Origin of the sequence: Erwinia plantamica, assembly GCF_043420595.1 — a bacterium.
In the GTDB taxonomy this organism is placed as follows: Bacteria; Pseudomonadota; Gammaproteobacteria; order Enterobacterales; family Enterobacteriaceae; genus Erwinia; species Erwinia aeris.
The window spans coordinates 260,859-282,077 of sequence record NZ_JBGCUC010000006.1; the positions used below are offsets into that span (position 1 = coordinate 260,859).

Here is a 21,219-nt window from a genome sequence, read left to right on the forward strand (position 1 = left end):
GCCTCTTAAACGCTTTTCGACAACAGTTTACGGTGGGTATGGATCGACATAATAATGCCAAACCCGGCCATCAGAACAATCAGGGCGGAGCCGCCGTAGCTTACCAGCGGCAGCGGGACGCCGACCACGGGTAATATACCGCTGACCATGCCAATATTCACAAAGACATAAACAAAGAAGATCAGCATCAGGCCGCCTGCCATCACGCGGCCAAAGGTGGTTTGCGCTCTGGCCGCCATCAGCAGGCCGCGCATGATCACCAGAATATAGAGCACCAGCAGCACCAGCACGCCGACCAGGCCCAGCTCTTCCGCCAGCACGGCAAAGATAAAGTCGGTGTGACGCTCGGGTAAAAACTCCAGCTGCGACTGGGTGCCGTGCAGCCAGCCTTTGCCGCGCAGCCCGCCGGAGCCGATAGCGATTTTGGACTGAATAATATGGTAGCCCGCGCCCAGCGGATCGCTTTCCGGATCCAGCAGCATCATGACGCGGTCGCGCTGGTAGTCGTGCATCAGGAAGAACCAGAGCACCGGAATGAAGGCGGCGACCAGCATCACGGCCACGAGGATCAGCTTCCAGCTCATGCCTGATAAAAACAGCACAAACAGGCCGGAGGAGGCGATCAGGATAGCCGTTCCCAGATCGGGCTGCGCCGCCACCAGCAGCGTGGGCATAAAGATCAGCACCAGCGCAATCGCGGTGTTTTTAAGCGTGGGCGGACAGACGTCGCGGTTGATAAAGCGCGCCACCATTAGCGGCACGGCTATTTTGGCTATTTCCGAGGGCTGAAAGCGCACCACGCCCAGATCCAGCCAGCGCTGCGCGCCTTTACTGATATGGCCGAAAGCGTCCACGGCTATCAGCAGGATCACACAAAGGATGTAAAGATAGGGCGCCCAGCCTTCGTAAACGCGCGGCGGGATCTGCGCCATGACCAGCATGATCACCACGCCCATCGCAATCTGGCCCAGCTTGCGCTCCATCATGCCCGGATCCTGGCCGCTGGCGCTCCAGATAACCAGCGCGCTGTAAACCAGCAGGGCGGAAATCAGAATAAAAAAGGTCGGGTCGACGTGGATCCTCGTCCAGATAGTGCTTTTCTGGTGCCGATCGTTCATGGTTATTCGCCTTCATAGCCAGACGGCACCGGAGCGGCGTCTGGCAGGTTGGTATTGTTGTCCCCGAGCATAATATGGTCGAGAATTTGCCGCATAATGGTGCCGACCGCTGGCCCCGCGCCGCCGTTTTCCAGGATCATCGCCACCGCTACCCGAGGATGATCGTAAGGCGCAAAAGCGGTCATCAGCTTATGGTCGCGCAGCAGTTCGGAAATTTTATGGGCGTTATAGGTTTCGTTCTCTTTCAGGCCGAATACCTGCGCCGTTCCTGACTTGGCAGCGATTTTATAAGGCGCGTCGGAAAAACTTTTGCGCGCCGTGCCGTTAGGTCGGTTGGCTACGCCATACATGCCGTCCTTGGCGATTTCCCAGTAGCCGGAATGAATATCGGCGACCGGCGGGATCGCCGGCTGCTTCCACGGCACGGTAACGTTATTCACCTTGTTGGCCATCATCAGATGCGGCGTACGCACGATGCCGTCGTTAATCAGGATCATCATCGCTTTGTTCATCTGCACCGGCGTGGCCGTCCAGTAGCCCTGACCGATACCTACCGGAATGGTGTCGCCCTGATACCAGGGTTTTTTAAAGCGCTTCATTTTCCATTCGCGGGTCGGCATGTTGCCAGCGGTTTCTTCCACCAGATCGATACCGGAAAGATGGCCGTAGCCAAATTTACCCATCCATTCGGAAAGCCGGTCGATGCCCATATCGTAGGCGACCTGATAGAAGAAGGTATCGGCGGATTCTTCCAGCGATTTGGTGACGTTAAGGTGGCCGTGGCCCCAGTGCTTCCAGTCGCGGAAGCGCTTTTCAGAGCCGGGCAGCTGCCACCAGCCCGGATCGAACAGGCTGGTGTTTTTATTGATTACGCCGGCGGAAAGCGCCGAAACGGCAATATAGGGTTTTACCGTGGAGGCTGGCGGATAGGCGCCCTGAGTCGTACGGTTAATCAACGGGCGGTTCGGATCCTTCAGCAGCTTGTTGTAATCTTTGCTGCTGATGCCGTCGACAAACAGGTTCGGATCGTAGCTGGGCATGGAGACCATCGCCAGGATTTCGCCGCTGCGCGGATCGGTTACCACCACGGCGGCGCGGCTGCCCGCCAGCAGCGTTTCGATATACTGTTGCAGCTTGAGATCGATAGTCAGCCAGATATCCTGACCCGCCTGCGGCGACTGTTCGTGTAGCTGGCGGATCACGCGGCCACGGTTATTGACCTCGACCTCTTCATAGCCGGTTTTGCCGTGCAGCATATCCTCGTAGTAGCGCTCTATGCCCAGCTTGCCGATATCGTGCGTGGCCGCGTAGTTAGGCCATTTGCCTTCTTTATCCAGTCGCTCAACGTCGCGATCGTTGATCTTGGAAACATAGCCCAGCACGTGGGTGAGGGCTGAGCCGTAAGGATAGTAGCGGCGCTGGTAGCCTTTGACTTCCACGCCGGGAAAAGCGTATTGATTCACCGCGAAACGTGCGACCTGCACCTCATTCAGCCCGGTTTTTACCGGAATAGAGGTAAAGCGGCGCGAACGCTTGCGCTCTTTTTCAAAGGCGACGATATCTTCATCGGTCAGGTCGACCACCGGGCGCAGCGCCAGCAGCGTTTTTTCGAGGTTTTCGACCTTCTCGGGCACCAGCTCAATCTGATAGATAGTGCGGTTCAGCGCCAGCGGCGTACCGTTACGATCGTAAATAATGCCGCGGCTTGGCGCGACAGGCACCAGCTTGATGCGGTTTTCGTTGGAGCGGGTACTGTAATCGGTGTAGCGGATAATTTGCAGATGATAGAGATTAGCTACCAGGATGCCGGAAAGCAGTAAGATGCCGAAAAAAGCGATCATTGCCCGCCGAACAAACAGCGTCTGCTCGGCGGTATAGTCACGAAAGGCGTTACGTTGTAATTTCATCCGCTGCGTTAATCTGTCCAGTTAAGGGCTATTCGCGATGGTAAGGGTGATTAGTGGTAATACTCCATGCCCGATAAAGGCTTTCCGCCACCAGCACGCGCACCAAAGGGTGAGGCAGCGTCAGCGTGGAGAGCGACCAGCTCTGCTCGGCGGCAGCCTTGCAGGCGGGCGCCAGGCCTTCCGGGCCGCCGATCAGCAGGCTGACGTCGCGGCCGTCCTGCTTCCAGCGCTCCAGCTGCGTCGCCAGCTGCGGCGTTTCCCACGGCTGCCCCGGAATATCCAGCGTCACGATGCGGTTGCCTTTGCCCACCGCCGCCAGCATCATTTCGCCTTCCTTTTCCAGAATGCGTTTGATGTCGGCGTTCTTCCCGCGTTTGCCGGCCGGCACTTCAGTCAGCTCAAACGGCATATCCTTGGGAAAACGGCGCAGGTATTCCATAAATCCGGTTTGCACCCAGTCAGGCATTTTCGTGCCGACGGCAACCAGCTGCAGCTTCACGGATTAGCTCCAGAGCTTTTCGAGTTCGTAGAGACGACGGCTCTCTTCCTGCATCACGTGGACGATCACATCGCCCAGATCGACCACCACCCACTCGGCGGCGGCTTTGCCGTCAACGCCCAGCGGCTTCAGCCCCGCCGCGCGCGATTCCTGCACCACGTGATCGGCGATAGAGGCGACATGGCGCGTTGAGGTACCGGTACAGATAATCATGCAGTCGGTGATACTGGATTTGCCCTGTACGTTAACAGTGACAATATCCTGGCCTTTCAAATCGTCAATTTTATCGATGACGAATTCCTGGAGTGCTTGACCTTGCAAAAGGTTCCCCTCTGAATACGGTTGAATGAGATGTCTGTCCGCCAGGCGGAAGCGCTATTATCCCACGTCGGCGCGGAAGATCCACGTTCCTGAGTCGAATAATTGTGAGCTTGTGTAGCCGCCGGGTAAAAAACATGGCAGCGGAGAATAACAGCCCCCGGCTGAGAGTCAATGGCTGCCGGGCCGATAGTTGCCCCGGAGAAGAGATGACGGCCGCAGAGGTACGGCCGTCGACAGAAAGAAAAAAGCGTAAGCGCGCAACGGCTCTTCCGCCTGTGTTAACGAAGTTGTAGCTTTATGCCGTTAACGGTTATTTGTCGGTTATCACCAGGGCGGGAAAATGCGTTTTAACGCATTCGGTATAGTCGCCTTTTTTGAAGGCGCTATAAGGCGTTTGCTAACCTACCCGCTTACAGGCGTAGCTTTTGCCGCCCGGATTTTTTTGCGTTGTAATCCCAGTTCATTTCCCGGTAGATGGGCAGGGCGCTGCCGCCGCACTCGACACGACCGTTGATGACCTGCGCCGTTACGCCGAAACCAGGCACCATGCCAGCCGCTTTAATCCAATGCGCTTATAAGAAGGACAAGTTTTGCTAAAAGTAAAGGCTTGATAAAAAAGGAAAGGCATTCTGTAAAAAGGCTGAATCAGCTTCGTACAAAATCCGCTGCTTTATTTAAGGGATATAAAGCAGCGTTATGAACGAAATAATTATTTTTGTGCCGGATAAAGATTTTGCTGGTTTATCCAGTTAATCACTGCCTCTGGCAGCATCCCGTCGCAGGAAAGGCCGGCGCGGCGGCGTTGCCGGATCTCGGTAGCGGAAATCGGCAGCAGCAACGTATCAGCAAGAAAAACCGATCCGGCGGGAAAATGATGCAGCCGCGAAATATCTTCTGTGCGGTGCGTGTCAAGCCAGTGCTGCTGTTCCGGCGTGGCCATGTTTTCGGCATAGCCGGGACGTTTACAAACCAGCAGATGGCAATAATCCAGCAGCTCCTGCCAGCGATGCCATTTATGCAGCGTCAGCAGGGAATCCTGACCGATAATAAACCCCAGCGGCTGCTGTTCTCCACGCTCCCGGCGAAGCTCAATTAATGTATCAATCGTCCACGAGGGAGTCTGACGCTGTAATTCGCGCTGGTCGATATCAAAAAGTGAATTATTAGCGATAGCCAGAGAAAGCATTTTTACGCGCTGGGCCGGAGAGGCTTCCGGCTGAGGGCGATGGGGCGGCACGTTGTTGGGCAACAGGGTAATCTTTTGCAGGCCAAGCCGGGCGGCCAGCGTTTCCACCGGGCGAAGATGGCCGTAGTGGACAGGATCGAAGGTGCCGCCAAACAGCGCCTGGAGCGTGGCCGGTTCAGTCATCGCAGAAGGTCTCGGGAAAAGCAGTGGTGCAGAGCAGCAGCGACAGCGTTTCCAGTTCGCGCCAGACAGCCTGACCATAATCCTGCTTGATCGTCAGTTCGATACGCGTCAGCAGCCTCACCGCCTGCGCCAGCTGTTTCGCCGTCAGCCGCTGCAGGGCCTCCGTAAACAGCGGGCGACGGTTCTGCCAGACGCGATGCTGGTCAAACAGCGTGCGCAGCGGCGCCTGCTGCATTTGCCGCTGTAGCGTCAGCAATGTCAGCAGCTCTCTTTGCAGCGTGCGCAGCAGGATCACCGGCTCGCTCTCTTCCGCTTTCAGCTGGCGCAAAATATGCTGCGCCCGCTTGCTTTTGCCGGCCAGCAGCGCATCCACCCAGTGAAAGGGCGTAAAATGGGCGGCGTCATTAACCGCCTGTTCCACTCTGGGCAGCGTTAATTTGCCGTCCGGCCAGAGCAGCGAAAGGCGTTCCAGCGCCTGCGACAGCGCCAGCAGATTGCCTTCGTAGCAGTAGCAGAGCAGCTGCACGGCTGCATCGTCCACCGTCAGCCGCATGCTTTTCGCGCGCGCGTTTACCCAGCGAGGCAGCTGAGCCTGCTCGGGCGTCTGACAGGGCACGATAACCGCGTTGACGCTGAGCGCTTTAAACCACGCGCTGTTTTCCTGAGCTTTGGTCAGTTTAGGCGCGCGCAGCAGCAGCAGAATATCCTCGTGCAGCAGCGTGGACAGCGTCAGCAGCTTTTCCGCTATCGCGGCATTCGGGCCGTTTTCCGGCAGCGATAAAAGCAGCGTCTGGCGGCTGGCGAACAGGCTGAGCGCCTGACAGGTTGAATAGATGGCGTCCCAGTCGGTCTGTTGATCGACCGCGACGCTGAAATGTTCGGTGAAGCCCTGCTGCTGGGCGCTGGCTCGTACGGCATCCTGCGCCTCCTGCAGCAGCAGCGGTTCATTACCGCTCAGAATATAGCAGGCGCGCAGCCCCTCACGGAGCTGCGCGACAAGCTGTTCAGGATAGATCCTGATCATCTGGCGTAAGAGCTATCTGGTAAAACAGCGCGCGATGAAGTCTGGTCAATCGCAGGCGGTGAATTCCCCAGCGTATTGACGGAGCTGTCGTTTTCCGCCGCGTGGACGGTCAGCAGCTTACGCACCAGCTGCTGGGCAGCCTGCACGCGCATTTCACTGATGATGATGTCCTGCTCGGAATCTTTCGCCAGCGCCGCCAGCGGGTTATCAAAGAAGGAGCGATAAACCGTGGCGCTCAGCGGATAGATGCCTTTATTCGGGATCAATACCTGCGCGTTAACGGTCATCACCAGCGAGTACTCGGCGGTTTTACCATCCTGGAAAATAGACGCGGTGTCGCGTCCCTGAGTTTCCGTACCCAGACGTAGCGACGGCACGTCTTTGCGCAGGCCCGGTTTTTCCAGCACGGTTACGTTGTTAAGACGCAGCTGCTCACGAACGGCACGCGCCAGCGGCCCGTACGGATCGCCCGTATCCACGATCATGGTTTTCATTTCGTGCGGAACCGACGTGGTTCCGCGCAGGTGATAGCCACAGCCGGCGGTAAGCAACACCAGCCCGGCGATAAGCAAAGAGATAATCTGTCGCACGCTTCCTCCTGACATTAACCCACGACCAGGTTAAGCAGCTTGCCCTGAACGTAAATCACTTTACGAATAGTTACGCCATCAAGATATTTTGCGACCAGATGCTCCTGTGCGGCACGCGCCTGCACCTGCTCCTGAGTCGCATCCGCCGGAACGGTGATCTTGCCGCGAACCTTGCCATTTACCTGCACCACCACCAGCAGAGAATCCTCTACCATTGCGGCGTCGTCAGCCTGCGGCCACGGCGCGTTATCCACTTCGCCTTCGCCGCCCAGCGCTTCCCACAGGGTGAAGCAGGCGTGCGGGGTGAAAGGATAGAGCATACGCACGACGGCCAGCAGCGCTTCATGCATCAGCGCCCGATCCTGCGGTTCTTCCTGCGGCGCGCGCGCCAGTTTGTTCATCAGCTCCATAATGGCGGCGATGGCGGTGTTAAAGGTCTGGCGACGGCCAATATCGTCCGAGACTTTAGCGATGGTTTTGTGCAGATCGCGACGCAGCGACTTCTGATCTTCATTAAGGCTGTTCAGGTCGATCGCGCCAGCCGGGCCTTTCGCAGTATGTTCAAAGACCAGCTTCCACACGCGCTTCAGGAAGCGGTTAGCGCCTTCCACACCGGACTCCTGCCATTCCAGCGTCATTTCGGCCGGAGAGGCGAACATCATAAACAGACGCACGGTATCCGCGCCGTAGCGCTCGACCATGACCTGTGGATCGATACCGTTGTTTTTCGACTTGGACATTTTGCTCATGCCCGCGTACACCAGCTCGTGGCCCGCTTCGTCGGTGGCCTTCACGATGCGGCCTTTTTCGTCGCGCTCGACGGTTACGTCAACCGGCGATACCCAGTTGCGCTCGCCGTTGGCGCCCAGCCAGTAGAAGGCGTCAGCCAGCACCATGCCCTGGCAGAGCAGGCGTTTGGCTGGCTCATTGGAGCTGACCAGACCGGCGTCGCGCAGCAGCTTGTGGAAGAAGCGGAAGTAAAGCAGGTGCATGATCGCGTGCTCGATGCCGCCTACATACTGATCGACCGGCAGCCAGTAGTTGGCCGCAGCCGGATCCAGCATCCCTTTGTCGAAATCCGGGCAGGTATAGCGCGCGTAGTACCAGGATGACTCCATGAAGGTGTCGAAGGTGTCGGTTTCACGCAGCGCCGGCCGGCCGTTGACGGTGGTTTTTGCCCACTCGGGATCGGCTTTAATCGGGCTGGTGATGCCGTCCATGGTGACATCTTCCGGCAGGATCACCGGCAGCTGATCTTCCGGCGTCGGCATAACCGTGCCGTCCTCCAGCGTTACCATAGGGATTGGCGCGCCCCAGTAGCGCTGACGGGAAACGCCCCAGTCGCGCAGGCGGTAATTGACCTTGCGCTCACCCACGCCTTTCTCCGCCAGGCGGGTGGCGATGGCGTTAAAGCCTTCTTCATAGGAGAGGCCGTCGAATTCGCCGGAGTTGAACAGCGTGCCTTTTTCGGTCATCGCTGCCGCGCTCAGATCCGGCTCGCTGCCGTCCGCATTGAGGATAACCGGCTTCACCGGCAGATCGTATTTGGTGGCAAACTCCCAGTCACGCTGATCGTGGCCCGGAACGGCCATCACCGCGCCGGTGCCGTATTCCATCAGCACGAAGTTGGCGACCCACACCGGCAGCTGTTCGCCGGTCAGCGGATGCGTGGCGAACAGACCGGTCGCCATGCCTTTTTTCTCCATTGTCGCCATTTCTGCTTCGGCGACTTTGGTGTTGCGGCATTCAGCGATGAAATCCGCCAGCACGGGGTTGTTCATTGCGGCCTGGATGGCCAGCGGATGACCGGCAGCAACACCCAGATAGGTCACGCCCATAAAGGTATCCGGACGCGTGGTATAGACGGTCAGCTTCTCTTCACTGTCCTTGACGTCAAAGGTGATTTCCACGCCTTCGGAGCGGCCAATCCAGTTGCGCTGCATGGTTTTGACCTGCTCAGGCCAGCTTTCCAGCGTGTCCAGATCGTTTAACAGCTCGTCGGCATAGGCGGTGATTTTGATAAACCACTGCGGGATCTCTTTACGCTCGACCTTGCTGTCGCAGCGCCAGCAGCAGCCGTCGATAACCTGTTCGTTAGCCAGCACGGTCTGGTCATTCGGGCACCAGTTAACGGCGGAGGTTTTTTTGTAGACCAGGCCTTTTTCATACAGTTTGGTGAAGAACCACTGCTCCCAGCGATAGTATTCCGGCTGGCAGGTTGCCAGTTCGCGGCTCCAGTCATAGCCAAAGCCCAGCAGCTTAAGCTGGTTCTTCATATAGGCGATATTGTCGTAGGTCCACGGCGCTGGCGCGGTGTTGTTTTTTACCGCGGCGCCTTCGGCAGGCAGGCCAAACGCATCCCAGCCGATAGGCTGCAGCACGTTTTTGCCCAACATGCGCTGATAGCGGGAGATCACGTCGCCGATGGTGTAGTTACGCACGTGGCCCATATGTAGGCGGCCAGAAGGATAGGGCAGCATGGAGAGGCAGTAGTACTTCTCTTTGCCTTCCTCTTCGGTGACTTTAAAGGTTTGCTTCTCGTCCCAGTGCTGTTGAACACGGGATTCTATCTCTTCCGGGCGATATTGCTCTTGCATGGCAGCCAGTGGTCCTTTGTAAATAGCGCCGGGCACCTGGTGAGTCGCGCCGGGCTTAATGTTCGTTCAGATCCGCATAGCATAGCTGATCCGCCCCCGGCGCAACAACAGTAACCGCCCCGACAACGGGCATTTCTCTGCAAGCTGGAAGATGGCAGGCAAATTTCACCGCCGTCCCGCTGCAATAATCCGTTTAGCGCTAAACTGAATGAAGCATATATCGGCACGCTCAGGAGATAAAATGAACAAGGTTGCTCAGTATTATCGTGAACTGGTTTCCTCTCTGACCGAGAGAATTAATAAAGGCGAGCATGATATTGATGCTTTGGTGGAGGCCGCCCGGCAGCGCATGAATAATCGCGGCGAACTGACGCGCAGTCAGATTGACGACGTTACCCGCGCCGTGCGCCGCGATCTGGAAGAGTTCGCCCGCAGCTATACGGAAAATCAGGCGGACAGCGGCGACAGCGTTTTTATGCGGGTTATTCGGGAAAGCGTCTGGAAAGAACTGGCGGATATCACCGACAAGAGCCAGCTGGAGTGGCGCGAGGTTTTCCAGGATTTAAATCATCACGGCGTTTATCAGAGCGGCGAGGTGGTCGGGTTGGGCAATCTGGTCTGCGAAAAATGCCAGTTTACCCGAGCTATCTATACGCCGGAAACGCTGACGCGCTGTCCGGAATGCGGCAACGATCAGTTTCAGCGTCAGGCTTTTGAACCCTGAGCAGCAGGTAAACGCGCGGGCTGCTTTACTGCCCGCGCGGCAGATCCTGGGTCGAATTCCATTTAAAGCGCCGGGCCTTTTTACTGCCCGCGCTGGCTCAGGGACTAGTGCAGAATTTTGGCTAAGAAATCTTTCGCACGATCGGAGCTGGGATTATTAAAGAAATCGTCTTTCGGCGAATCCTCAATAATTTTGCCCTCATCCATAAAGATCACCCGGTTCGCCACTTTGCGGGCAAAGCCCATCTCGTGCGTCACCACCATCATGGTCATGCCTTCGTTCGCCAGCTCGACCATTACATCCAACACTTCGTTGATCATTTCCGGATCCAGCGCGGAAGTGGGTTCATCAAACAGCATCGCGACGGGATCCATACAGAGCGCCCGGGCGATAGCCACGCGCTGCTGCTGACCGCCGGAAAGCTGACCGGGATGTTTATTGGCGTGCGCAGACAGCCCTACGCGCTCCAGCAGCTTCAGGCCTTTCTGACGCGCCTCTTCTTTATTACGCCTGAGCACTTTAACCTGCGCCAGCGTCAGGTTTTCCACAATCGTCAGATGCGGGAAAAGCTCAAAATGCTGGAAAACCATGCCGACTTTCGCGCGCAGCTGCGCCAGATTAGTTTTCTTCTCCGTCACCGCCGTGCCGTTGACGGCGATGCTGCCTTGCTGAACGGGTTCAAGACCGTTGACCGTTTTGATCAGCGTCGATTTGCCGGAGCCGGAAGGGCCGCAGACCACGACCACTTCGCCTTTTTTAACTTCGGTAGAGCAGTCGGTCAGTACCTGAAAGTGACCATACCACTTAGAAACGTTTTTCAGGGTAATCATTTAAACCGTCCTTTTTTTCTTCAGATAGCTGACCAAAAGCGAAGCGCTAAGGCTGATAACAAAGTAAACCGCGCCGGCAAACAGCACCATCTCGATCTCGGTGCCGTTATTGATGCCGATAGTGTCGGCGGTGCGGAAGAAGTCGGCAAGGCTGAGGACGTACACCAGCGAAGTATCCTGAAACAGCACGATACCCTGAGTCAGCAGCAGCGGCACCATGGCGCGAAACGCCTGCGGCAGAATAATCAGCTGCATCGCCTGCCACTGCGTCATGCCCAGCGCCAGCGCGGCCTTGCCCTGACCGCCCGCGATACTCAAAATGCCCGCGCGGATAATTTCCGAATAGTAGGCGGCTTCAAACAAGGCGAAGGCGACCATTGCGGAGATCAGCCGGATATCGGTTTTAGGGGAGATCCCCAGCACCTGCTGTAAAAAGCTGGGCACCACCAGATAAAACCAGAGCAGCACCATCACCAGCGGGACGGAGCGGAACAGGTTAACGTACAGTTTGGCGAACCAGCTGACGAGCTTAAATCTCGACAGCCGCATCACGGCCAGCAGCGTGCCCCAGATAATGCCGAACACCACGGCGATAGCGGTGATTTTCAGCGTGATAATCATGCCGTTAATCAGGTAGGGCAGATTGGGAACAATGGTGCTCCAGTCAAACTCGTACATTATTTGCCTCCCATGCCGCCGGGCAGGCGCACTTTGCGTTCGACCAGGCTCATCAGCAGCATGATTACGACGTTAATGGCGATGTAGGCCACGGTGATTGCGGTAAAGGATTCATAAGCGTGCGCGGAATAATCCAGCAGTTTACCCGCCTGTGCCGCCATATCGACCAGCCCGATGGTTGAGGCGATAGCGGAGTTTTTTACCAGGTTCAGCATTTCCGAGGTCATCGGCGGCACAATTACCCGGTAGGCGTTGGGCAGCAGCACGTAGCGGTAGGTTTGCGGCAGCGTCAATCCCATTGCCAGGCCGGCATTCTTCTGACCGCGCGGCAGCGACTGAATGGCAGCGCGCACCTGTTCGCAGACGCGAGCGGCGGTGAACAGGCCCAGGCAGAGTACAGAACAGGTGAAAAACTGAATATTGGGATCCAGCTCTGACTTAAACCACATGCCGACGCTTTCCGGCAGCAGCTCCGGCACCACCAGATACCAGATAAAAAACTGTACGATCAGCGGTACGTTGCGGAACAGCTCCACGTAGCAAGTGCCAAGAGCGGAAAGCCAGCGGTTGGGTACGGTACGCAAAATACCGAACAGCGATCCGACACAGAGGGCGATGATCCAGGCGCAGACGGAGACGGCGATGGTGACCTGAAAGCCGGACCACAGCCATCCCAGATAGGTGGTATTACCGAACGGGGCCTGCTGCAGGAAAATACCCCAGTTCCAATCAATAGACATAAGTCACTCCGGTAGAAAAAAGGGTAGCAGCGCTACCCTGAAGATTGATGAGAGGCGTGTTTACCGTGGGGAACGACCGCGGCAAACGTCAGCCTGACTGTCGGCTTGTTGGTGCCGAACTTTTCAGGCCGCTGTCTGTCCTTGCCCGTGTTCAACAATCAAAGGCGGCACGCCGCCCTTATTTTTGTTATTAATTCAGCGCCTTATCATTCGGTGTTTTGAACGTGGCTTTCATATCTTCAGAAAGCGCGAAGTTCATATTCAGGTTTTTAGGCGGAATAGGCTGGGTAAACCATTTGTCGAACCATTTTGTCGCCTCGCCTGACGTCTGCGCTTTAGCGATGGTTTCATCCATCAGCTGTTTAAAGGCGGTATCGCCTTTGCGCAACATACAGCCGTAGGCTTCTTTCGACTGCGGCGTGCCTACGATTTCCCAGTTATCCGGTTTTTTGGCCTTGGCGCGTTCGCCTGCCAGCAGCGCATCGTCCATCATAAAGGCGACGGCACGGCCGCTTTCCAGCGTACGGAACGAGTCGCCGTGATCTTTAGCGCTGATGATACGCATCTCCAGCTTCTTCTCGTCGTTCAGCTTGTGCAGCAGGATCTCAGAGGTAGTGCCGGAAGTGACCACCACGGTTTTGCCTTTCAAATCCGGGAAATCCTTAATCGGACTGCCTTTTTTCACCAGCAAACGGGTGCCGATAACAAAGACGGTATTGGAGAAGGCCGCCTGTTGCTGACGTTCCGCGTTATTAGTGGTAGAGCCGCACTCAAAATCATAGGTGCCGTTTTGCAGCAGCGGGATACGGTTTTGCGAGGTGATCGGCAGCATTTTCACCTGCAGATCGGGCTTGTTCAGTTTGGCTTTGATCGCCGCCACGATGGCGTTGGAATAATCCTGCGAATAGCCGACGACTTTTTGCTGGTTGTCATAGTAAGAAAAAGGAACGGAAGACTCACGATGGCCGACGACGATAACGCCGTTTTTGGCAATTTTGTCCAGCGTGCTTTGCGGGGCATCAGCTGCGTGAGCCACGGCGGAGGACAGGCCAGCCAGTACCAGCAGGCACAGCCCAGTTTTCCGAAATTTCATCTCCAACTCCTTCGTTGTAAAGCGCCATAACGGTGCGCCGATTGTGATGTTGTGTTTGTAACCGTTTATTGTTGTATTTTCAGCGCCAGGGCCGCGCCGGATAGCCATAACATAGCTGAATGTTAACGGTATGAAACAATAAAGTTTCGGTTTTGCGAAGCGTGCCGCACCAAAATAATGCATTGCCTGAAGGGCTGCCCGCTGGTGGCGCAGAGGACGAGCAGTTATGGTGCATTTCCGGCCAGCCGGTCGCTGTCGCTGACGTTTTCAGCGTAGTCGGGAAATAAATTGCAATCGCCATGCCAGATTTTCCGTATGGCTTTGTTGTGAGTGGTTTTTACGCGGGAAAGGTTCGGAAGAAAGCAGAAAAACGGGATGTGAAAGGCATGGAGGAAATAAAGCGCAGGGAGCCGGCAAAACGCCCTGCGCTTTAACTATCAGCGTCTGTTCCGCCGGCCGGTAAACAGGGCGGCCGCAGCAAACAGCGCTGTCACAATCCATACCGTCCAGTTGCCGAAACGCGCGTACGGCGTAAGTCCACGGGTTGGCGTAACGCCGGTTGCCAGTACATCCGGAACAAATTGCGGGATCATCTCTTCCGCGCTGCCGTCCGCATCAATTACCGCCGTCACGCCGTTGTTGGTATCGCGCAGCAGCGGTCGGCCCAGCTCCAGCGCGCGCATCCGCGCCATCTGGAAATGCTGCCACGGCCCAATGGAATGACCGAACCAGGCATCGTTAGAGATAGTCAGCAGAAAATCGGTATCGGGACGGAAATTATCCCGCAGCTGCTGGCCCAGCACGATTTCATAGCAAATTGCCGCCGTCAGCTTATAGCCGCCCGCCTGGAGCTGCGGCTGGCGATAGGCGCCACGGCTAAACGAAGACATTGGCAGATCGAAAAAGGGCGCCAGCGGACGCAATAACGCCTCCAGCGGCACGAATTCGCCAAATGGCACCAGATGGTTTTTCTGGTAGCGGCTGCCGCTTTCGTAGCTGTAGGGCTGTTTATCACCCAGCACAATGATCGAGTTGTAATCGTGATAGCGATTATTTTCCAGTCGCGAATCGACAATACCCGTGATCAGGCTGCTGCCCTGGGAACGCAGCTCGCGGTCTATGGTTTGCAGGAAAGGCTGCTGATTGGTTTCCAGATCGGGAATAGCCGACTCCGGCCAGATAATCAGCGGCGTCTTATTAACGTAAGGCCGCGTCAGCGCTGTATAGGTTTTCAGCGTGTTGATAAGCTGGTTGGGATCCCATTTCAGCGACTGAGGAATGTTGCCCTGCACCAGCGCGACATTTACCGTGCGTCCGGGCTGCGGCTGATACCAGCTAATCATGCGCAGCGGCCAGGGCAGCAGCAGCAGCGCCAGCGCGCCGACGGCCGCTATCCAGCTGCGTTTTGCCGCAGCAAAGACCACCAGCCCGGCGACGATGGTCAGGACAAAGGTAATGCCCTCCACGCCCGTCAGCGGCCCCAGCCCTTTTAGCGGCCCGTCAATCTGGCTGTAGCCAAATTGCAGCCACGGGAAGCCAGTGAGCACCCAGCCGCGCAGAAACTCGGTGATTTGCCACAGTACGGGCGCGGCCAGCGCCAGCCGCGTCAGCGAGGTTTTGGGGAACAGCCGGTTCAGCAGAGCGGCAAACAGCATGGTGTAGAGCGCAAGGTAAGCCGCCAGCAGGATCACCAGAAAAACGTTGACCGGGCCAGGCATGCCGCCAAACGTGGCGATACTGACATAGACCCAGTTAACGCCGCTGCCGAACAGGCCGAAACCCCAGACGAAACCGATAGCGGTTGCCTGGCGCGTCGAGCGGTTAAGGGTCAGCGCCAGCAGGCCGCAAAGCGAAACCAGCGCGGCGGGCCAGAAATCATAAGGCGAAAACGCCAGGGTGCCAGCGGCACCCGTCAGCAGCGCTAAAAGCAGGCGAACCCGCTGGCGCTGGTATAAAGAGGCAATAGCCATAGGGAAATTATTCTTCCAGTATCGGTTGCGTCGCGTTTTCCGGAATTTTGACGTGCACCTGAATAATACGGCGGCTGTCGGCCATGGCGACCTTGAACTGATAGCCTTCAATTTCGATGCTTTCGCCGCGCGCGGGCAGATGCCCGAACGCCTGCATCACCAGCCCGCCGATAGTATCCACTTCCTCATCGCTGAAGTGCGTTTCAAAGACCTCGTTGAAATCTTCAATCGGCGTCAGGGCGCGGATGGTGTAGGTATGACGGCTCAGCTGACGAATATCGCGATCTTCCTCGTCATCATATTCGTCTTCGATTTCGCCGACGATCAGCTCCAGAATATCTTCAATGGTGACCAGACCGGATACGCCGCCGAACTCATCAATCACAATCGCCATATGGTAGCGCTGCGAGCGAAACTCTTTCAGCATCCGGTCGACGCGCTTGCTCTCCGGCACCACTACGGCCGGACGCAGCACTTTTTCGATGCTGAACGGGGCGGATTCGCTACTCATAAAAGGCAGCAAATCTTTCGCCATCAGAATGCCTTCGACATGATCCTTATCTTCGCTGATAACCGGAAAGCGCGAGTGGGCGGATTCGATAATGGTATCCAGGCACTCGTCGAGCGACTGGTTACGCTTCAGCGTCACCATCTGCGAGCGCGGGATCATAATGTCACGCACGCGCTGTTCAGCGATATCCATGACCCCTTCGAGCATGTCGCGGGTATCCTGGTCTATCAGCTCGTTCTGCTCGGAATCGCGGATTAGCTCCAGCAGATCGTCGCGGTTTTTAGGCTCACCGTGAAACAGCTGGTTGAGGATAAGGGTGAAAAATCCCTTTTTGCTACTGGGACTGTCGTTGTTCTGTGAATGGTCATCGCTCATGGCGTTTTTGTTTCTGTCACTCTTGCTGAGATTAAGGGTGTCCCTTCCGGTGGGGAAGGGACGCGGTTTAGAACTCTTTCTCCGAAATGTACGGGTCGGCATAACCAAGAGCAAGCATTATCTCGGTCTCGATCGCCTCCATCTCTTCGGCTTCGTCATCTTCGATATGATCATAGCCCAGCAGATGCAGGCTGCCGTGAATGACCATATGCGCCCAGTGCGCCAGCAGCGGTTTTTCCTGCTCTGCCGCTTCCTGCTCCACCACCTGGCGACAGATGATCAGGTCGCCCAGCAGCGGCAGCTCAATGCCCGGCGGCGCTTCAAAAGGAAACGACAGCACGTTAGTGGGTTTGTCCTTGCTGCGATAGGTGTGGTTCAGCTCGCGGCTTTCTGCCTCATCCACCACGCGGATCGTTACTTCGCTTTCTTCCTGAAACTGCGGCAGCACCGCTTCCAGCCAGCGCTGAAAATCCGCTTCGGCCGGTAAACCTTCCGGCTGTTCGCACGCCAGCTGTAAATCCAGTATTACGGTACTCATTTCTGCTCCTGCGCGGCCTGCTGCAGCGCCAGCGCCTCGCGTTTACGTTCTTCGGCCAGCGCGTCACGGCGCTTCTGGTCGGCGGCTTCCCAGGCTTCATAGGCGATAACCACGCGGGCGACCACCGGGTGACGCACAACGTCCTCGCTGTGGAAGAAGTTAAAGCTGATCTCTTCCACGTCGGCCAGCACTTCAATCGCGTGACGCAGGCCCGATTTCAGGTTGCGCGGCAGGTCAATCTGCGTGACGTCGCCGGTGATGACCGCTTTGGAGTTGAAGCCGATGCGGGTCAGGAACATCTTCATCTGTTCGATGGTGGTGTTCTGACTTTCATCCAGAATGATAAAGGCGTCGTTCAGCGTGCGGCCGCGCATATAGGCCAGCGGCGCGACTTCAATCACGTTGCGCTCAATCAGCTTTTCCACGCGCTCGAAGCCCAGCATTTCAAACAGGGCGTCATACAGCGGACGCAGGTAAGGATCGACCTTCTGGCTCAGATCGCCGGGCAGAAAGCCCAGCTTTTCGCCAGCTTCCACCGCCGGACGCGTCAGCAGGATACGGCGCACTTCCTGACGCTCCAGCGCGTCTACCGCCGCGGCTACCGCCAGGTAAGTTTTCCCGGTACCGGCCGGGCCGACACCAAAAGTGATATCGTGATCGAGCATATTTGCCACGTACTGCGCCTGGTTAGGCGTACGCGGTTTGATGACGCCGCGTTTGGTCTTGATGGTGACCGCTTTGCCATATTCCGGCACGCTCTCCGCCGACTGTTCCAGCACCCGGCTCTCTTTGATCGCCAGATGGATCTGCTCGGGATCGATATCCGGGATATTGCCGCGTACGGGAGCCGTATCGACATAAAGGTCGCGCAGAATACGAACGGCGGCGTCGACAATCAGTGATTTGCCCGTCAGCTTAAAGGCGTTATCGCGACGATTAATCTCAATGCCTAACCGGCGTTCCAGCTGCTTGATATTGTCGTCGAACGGGCCGCACAGGCTCAGCAGGCGATGATTATCAGCAGGATCTAAAGTGATTTCGCGTGTTTCAATATTCAAACTAATCCTTTGGGTCGCTCAGGGCCAGGTTGAGGATGGCTTTTTACAGGCTGGTCACGCCGGTAACGCCGTGACCATAAGGGAATTATTTATGGCTGCGCCCTAATGCGCAAGCGCAGGTGAAGATATTTGGGCACAGTGCGCAGAAAGCAAGCCGCGTACGCGTTTTCAGGCGGCGAACCTGTGAGATTCGCCGCAAAAATTCGGTGGGATCAGGGCTGGAACAGGCCAACGCCCAGCTCGTTTTCCTTGCGCGTGCGCGCAATTACGGAAGCCGGGGATTCAATAGTGCGCAGGCCCATTTCCTCTTCGGTACGTACGACTTTGCCGCGCAGCGAGTTGGTATAGACATCGACGATCTCAACATCCACAAACTTGCCGATCATCTCTGGCGTGCCTTCAAAGTTCACCACGCGGTTGTTTTCCGTACGGCCGGACAGCTCCATCACGTTCTTACGCGAGGTGCCTTCCACCAGGATACGCTGAACGGTGCCCAGCATCCGGCGGCTCCATGCCATCGCCTGCTGGTTAATGCGATCCTGGAGGATCCACAGACGCTGCTTCTTCTCTTCTTCCGGCACGTCGTCCGGCAGATCGGCGGCAGGCGTACCCGGACGGGCAGAATAGATAAAGCTGTAGCTGGTGTCGAAATTGACCTCGCCAATCAGCTTCATGGTCTGCTCAAAATCCTGCTGGGTTTCGCCAGGGAAGCCGATGATGAAATCCGAGCTGATCTGAATGTCCGGTCGCGCCGCGCGCAGCTTGCGAATAATCGCTTTATATTCCAGCGCGGTATGGGCGCGCTTCATCAGCGTCAGAATACGGTCTGCGCCGCTCTGGACGGGCAGATGCAGGAAGCTGACCAGCTCCGGCGTGTCGCGGTAGACTTCAATGATGTCGTCCGTGAACTCAATCGGATGGCTGGTGGTGAAGCGAATGCGGTCGATGCCGTCAATCGCCGCCACCAGGCGCAGCAGGTCGGCAAAGGTGCAGACTTCGCCGTCAAAGGTTTCGCCGCGATAGGCGTTGACGTTCTGACCCAGCAGATTGACTTCACGCACGCCCTGCGCCGCCAGCTGGGCGATTTCAAACAGAATATCGTCGCATGGACGGCTGACTTCCTCACCGCGGGTATAAGGCACCACGCAGAAAGTACAATATTTATTGCAGCCTTCCATAATAGAAACGAAGGCCGTCGGGCCGTCTGCTTTGGGTTCCGGCAGGCGGTCAAATTTTTCAATCTCCGGGAAGCTGATATCAACAATCGGGCTTTTGGAGCCGCGCACGGTATTGATCATTTCCGGCAGGCGATGCAGCGTCTGCGGGCCGAAAACAATATCGACGAAATGCGCACGCTGGCGAATATGTTCGCCTTCCTGCGACGCCACGCAGCCGCCCACGCCGATGACCACATCGGGATTGCGATCCTTCAGCGTTTTCCAACGCCCAAGCTGATGGAAAACTTTTTCCTGGGCCTTTTCACGAATGGAACAGGTGTTGAGCAGCAGCACATCCGCCTCTTCCGCCACTTCCGTCAGGGAATAGCCGTGGGTGCTGTTTAACAGGTCAGCCATTTTGGATGAGTCATACTCATTCATCTGACAGCCCCAGGTTTTGATATAAAGTTTTTTCGTCATCTGGTTGCCATTTATCATGCAGGAGAGAATGCAGGGCGCGTATTGTAAAGCTTTGCTGCTGTGGTGACCAGCACCGCGCCGTTTTCTCAACAGCCGCTAAAAATCCGGTACACTTAGGGTAACAGAATTAGCCCGTCGGACGTCCACTGGACAGGAAAATATGATGACAGAAACAACGCAAAAATGGGATGTCGCTATCGTGGGCGGCGGGATGGTAGGCGCGGCGCTGGCCAGCGGACTGGCGGTGCAGGGCTTTCAGGTAACGGTATTGGAAAAGCAGGAGCCGGCTGAATTCGTGGCCGAGAGCGATCCGGATATCCGCATTTCCGCGCTGGGCGCCTCTTCGGTTGACCTGTTGAAGCAGCTGGAGGTCTGGCCTCGCGTTCAGGCAATGCGCAGCGCGCCTTACCGCAAGCTGGAGACATGGGAGTGGCAGACGGCGCAGGTTGGTTTTGACGCCGCTTCGCTGGGCCTGCCGGAGCTGGGTTTTATGGTGGAGAACAGCGTACTGCAACGGGCGCTCTGGCAGCGGCTCCAGCAGCAGGAAGTCGCGTTGAAAACGCCTGCGCGGCTGCAAACGCTGCAGGCCTGTAACGGCGGCTGGGCATTGACGCTGGCGGACGGCGAAAAGCTTCACGCCAGGCTGGTAGTGGGCGCCGACGGCGCCAGTTCACAGGTACGCCAGCTGGCAGGCATTGGCATTCGCGGCTGGAACTATGCGCAGGCCTGTATGCTGATCAGCGTGCGCTGCGAGCACGACGCCGGCGACTGTACCTGGCAACACTTTACGCCAACGGGGCCAAGAGCTTTCTTGCCGCTGTTTAACGGCTGGGCGTCGCTGGTGTGGTACGACAGCCCGGCGAGGATTCGTCAGCTACAGGCTATGAGCATGGCGCAGCTGGCGGAGGAGATCAAAACGCATTTCCCGGCGCGGTTAGGCAAAGTGACGCCGGTAGCGGCAGGATCCTTTCCGCTGGTGCGCCGGCATGCTACCCGCTACGTGCTGCCCGGGCTGGCACTGGTAGGCGACGCTGCACACACCATTAATCCGCTGGCGGGGCAGGGCGTGAATTTAGGCTATCGCGACGTGGACGCGCTGATTGATACGCTGACCGCCTCGCGCGAGCGGGCCGAAGACTGGGCGTCGGAAAGAGTACTGCTGCGCTACCAGCGCTCACGCCATACGGATAATCTGCTGATGCAGAGCGGCATGGATCTCTTCTATTTCGCCTTCAGTACGCAGGCGGCGCCTCTACGTATTTTGCGTAATCTGGGCCTGATGGCGGCGGAGAGGTCGGGCGTGCTGAAGCGGCAGGCGTTGCGCTACGCGTTGGGATTATAGGTTTTAATACGCAGCTTCAGACGCAGCGCACGGGTATGAAGCGCAAGAGGTTTCTTTAAGCTTAAGGTCCGACAGGACCTTATTATTTGCGGCGTTCGGCGGCTTTTTTAGCTGTTGCTGCGGATAAAGAGCGATTTACGCGTTGTATGCGCATCGCAAAGCGGTTGTGAGGAAAGATCGCAGACGTAAAAAAGCCCGCTTGCGCGGGCTTCTTTACTTATTGGCTGGGGTGCAGGGATTCGAACCCCGGAATGCTGGTATCAGAAACCAGTGCCTTACCGCTTGGCGACACCCCAAT

At 56.9% G+C, this 21,219-nt stretch carries 21 protein-coding genes and 1 tRNA gene; 2 read left to right on the forward strand and 20 right to left on the reverse strand.

Annotated elements, in window-relative coordinates; translation table 11 throughout:
• Nucleotides 1-5 precede the first annotated feature (5 nt).
• The 9 genes from mrdB to leuS form a co-directional block, all read right to left on the reverse strand.
• The gene (mrdB, locus tag AB3U87_RS08730; RefSeq protein ID WP_253454924.1) at nucleotides 6-1,118 is read right to left on the reverse strand and encodes a peptidoglycan glycosyltransferase MrdB; all 1,113 of its coding nucleotides are present in this window, start codon (nucleotides 1,116-1,118) and stop codon (nucleotides 6-8) included.
• 2 nt (nucleotides 1,119-1,120) lie between these two features.
• Complete coding sequence (gene mrdA / locus AB3U87_RS08735; RefSeq protein ID WP_253454923.1) at nucleotides 1,121-3,025, reverse strand: peptidoglycan DD-transpeptidase MrdA; 1,905 nt, start codon at nucleotides 3,023-3,025, stop codon at nucleotides 1,121-1,123.
• A gap of 28 nt (nucleotides 3,026-3,053) precedes the next feature.
• On the reverse strand, nucleotides 3,054-3,524 hold the full coding sequence (gene rlmH, locus AB3U87_RS08740; RefSeq protein ID WP_253454922.1) for a 23S rRNA (pseudouridine(1915)-N(3))-methyltransferase RlmH: 471 nt from the start codon (nucleotides 3,522-3,524) through the stop codon (nucleotides 3,054-3,056).
• 3 nt (nucleotides 3,525-3,527) lie between these two features.
• Entirely contained in the window at nucleotides 3,528-3,845 is a 318-nt protein-coding gene (gene rsfS / locus AB3U87_RS08745) for a ribosome silencing factor (RefSeq protein ID WP_253454921.1), read from the reverse strand.
• A gap of 410 nt (nucleotides 3,846-4,255) precedes the next feature.
• The gene (locus tag AB3U87_RS08750) at nucleotides 4,256-4,393 is read right to left on the reverse strand and encodes a hypothetical protein (protein WP_394148851.1); all 138 of its coding nucleotides are present in this window, start codon (nucleotides 4,391-4,393) and stop codon (nucleotides 4,256-4,258) included.
• A gap of 161 nt (nucleotides 4,394-4,554) precedes the next feature.
• The gene (gene nadD / locus AB3U87_RS08755) at nucleotides 4,555-5,214 is read right to left on the reverse strand and encodes a nicotinate-nucleotide adenylyltransferase (protein ID WP_253454920.1); all 660 of its coding nucleotides are present in this window, start codon (nucleotides 5,212-5,214) and stop codon (nucleotides 4,555-4,557) included.
• Complete coding sequence (gene holA / locus AB3U87_RS08760) at nucleotides 5,207-6,238, reverse strand: DNA polymerase III subunit delta (RefSeq protein ID WP_253454919.1); 1,032 nt, start codon at nucleotides 6,236-6,238, stop codon at nucleotides 5,207-5,209. Before holA ends, nadD begins: the two co-directional genes overlap by 8 nt.
• On the reverse strand, nucleotides 6,235-6,828 hold the full coding sequence (lptE, locus tag AB3U87_RS08765; RefSeq protein ID WP_301252591.1) for an LPS assembly lipoprotein LptE: 594 nt from the start codon (nucleotides 6,826-6,828) through the stop codon (nucleotides 6,235-6,237). The genes holA and lptE overlap by 4 nt, the downstream gene beginning before the upstream one ends.
• 14 nt (nucleotides 6,829-6,842) lie before the next feature.
• Nucleotides 6,843-9,425 (reverse strand): leucine--tRNA ligase, encoded by a 2,583-nt coding sequence (gene leuS / locus AB3U87_RS08770; protein ID WP_394148852.1) that lies wholly within the window; start codon nucleotides 9,423-9,425, stop codon nucleotides 6,843-6,845.
• A 241-nt stretch (nucleotides 9,426-9,666) separates the two neighbouring features.
• Between leuS and AB3U87_RS08775 the strand changes: the two genes are divergently transcribed.
• A complete protein-coding gene (locus tag AB3U87_RS08775) occupies nucleotides 9,667-10,149 on the forward strand; it encodes a zinc ribbon-containing protein (protein WP_253454916.1) in 483 nt (160 codons plus the stop codon).
• A 104-nt stretch (nucleotides 10,150-10,253) separates the two neighbouring features.
• On the opposite strand, the gene AB3U87_RS08780 is transcribed toward AB3U87_RS08775, so the two are convergent.
• The 10 genes from AB3U87_RS08780 to miaB form a co-directional block, all read right to left on the reverse strand.
• On the reverse strand, nucleotides 10,254-10,979 hold the full coding sequence (locus tag AB3U87_RS08780; protein ID WP_253454915.1) for an amino acid ABC transporter ATP-binding protein: 726 nt from the start codon (nucleotides 10,977-10,979) through the stop codon (nucleotides 10,254-10,256).
• Nucleotides 10,980-11,657, reverse strand: coding sequence for a glutamate/aspartate ABC transporter permease GltK (gene gltK / locus AB3U87_RS08785; protein WP_253454914.1), 678 nt, complete (start codon nucleotides 11,655-11,657; stop codon nucleotides 10,980-10,982).
• Nucleotides 11,657-12,397 carry an amino acid ABC transporter permease gene (locus tag AB3U87_RS08790; RefSeq protein WP_253454913.1) on the reverse strand — a complete coding sequence of 247 codons (741 nt, stop codon included), beginning with the start codon at nucleotides 12,395-12,397 and terminating at the stop codon, nucleotides 11,657-11,659. The genes gltK and AB3U87_RS08790 overlap by 1 nt, the downstream gene beginning before the upstream one ends.
• A 190-nt stretch (nucleotides 12,398-12,587) precedes the next feature.
• The gene (locus AB3U87_RS08795) at nucleotides 12,588-13,490 is read right to left on the reverse strand and encodes an amino acid ABC transporter substrate-binding protein (RefSeq protein WP_394148853.1); all 903 of its coding nucleotides are present in this window, start codon (nucleotides 13,488-13,490) and stop codon (nucleotides 12,588-12,590) included.
• Between the two features lie 79 nt (nucleotides 13,491-13,569).
• Nucleotides 13,570-13,791, reverse strand: a complete 222-nt coding sequence (locus tag AB3U87_RS08800; RefSeq protein WP_253454910.1) for a hypothetical protein — start codon at nucleotides 13,789-13,791, stop codon at nucleotides 13,570-13,572.
• Between the two features lie 136 nt (nucleotides 13,792-13,927).
• The gene (gene lnt / locus AB3U87_RS08805; RefSeq protein ID WP_253454909.1) at nucleotides 13,928-15,460 is read right to left on the reverse strand and encodes an apolipoprotein N-acyltransferase; all 1,533 of its coding nucleotides are present in this window, start codon (nucleotides 15,458-15,460) and stop codon (nucleotides 13,928-13,930) included.
• Between the two features lie 7 nt (nucleotides 15,461-15,467).
• Nucleotides 15,468-16,346, reverse strand: coding sequence for a CNNM family magnesium/cobalt transport protein CorC (corC, locus tag AB3U87_RS08810; protein WP_125288572.1), 879 nt, complete (start codon nucleotides 16,344-16,346; stop codon nucleotides 15,468-15,470).
• Nucleotides 16,347-16,413: 67 nt separating this feature from the next.
• On the reverse strand, nucleotides 16,414-16,884 hold the full coding sequence (ybeY, locus tag AB3U87_RS08815; RefSeq protein WP_301252594.1) for an rRNA maturation RNase YbeY: 471 nt from the start codon (nucleotides 16,882-16,884) through the stop codon (nucleotides 16,414-16,416).
• A complete protein-coding gene (locus AB3U87_RS08820) occupies nucleotides 16,881-17,942 on the reverse strand; it encodes a PhoH family protein (RefSeq protein WP_253454907.1) in 1,062 nt (353 codons plus the stop codon). Before AB3U87_RS08820 ends, ybeY begins: the two co-directional genes overlap by 4 nt.
• Before the next feature lie 212 nt (nucleotides 17,943-18,154).
• Nucleotides 18,155-19,579, reverse strand: coding sequence for a tRNA (N6-isopentenyl adenosine(37)-C2)-methylthiotransferase MiaB (gene miaB / locus AB3U87_RS08825; protein WP_253454906.1), 1,425 nt, complete (start codon nucleotides 19,577-19,579; stop codon nucleotides 18,155-18,157).
• A 163-nt stretch (nucleotides 19,580-19,742) separates the two neighbouring features.
• Between miaB and ubiF the strand changes: the two genes are divergently transcribed.
• Complete coding sequence (ubiF, locus tag AB3U87_RS08830; protein WP_253461079.1) at nucleotides 19,743-20,921, forward strand: 3-demethoxyubiquinol 3-hydroxylase; 1,179 nt, start codon at nucleotides 19,743-19,745, stop codon at nucleotides 20,919-20,921.
• A gap of 221 nt (nucleotides 20,922-21,142) precedes the next feature.
• Here the strand turns inward: ubiF and AB3U87_RS08835 are convergent.
• Nucleotides 21,143-21,217, reverse strand: a tRNA-Gln gene (locus AB3U87_RS08835).
• Nucleotides 21,218-21,219 lie beyond the last annotated feature (2 nt).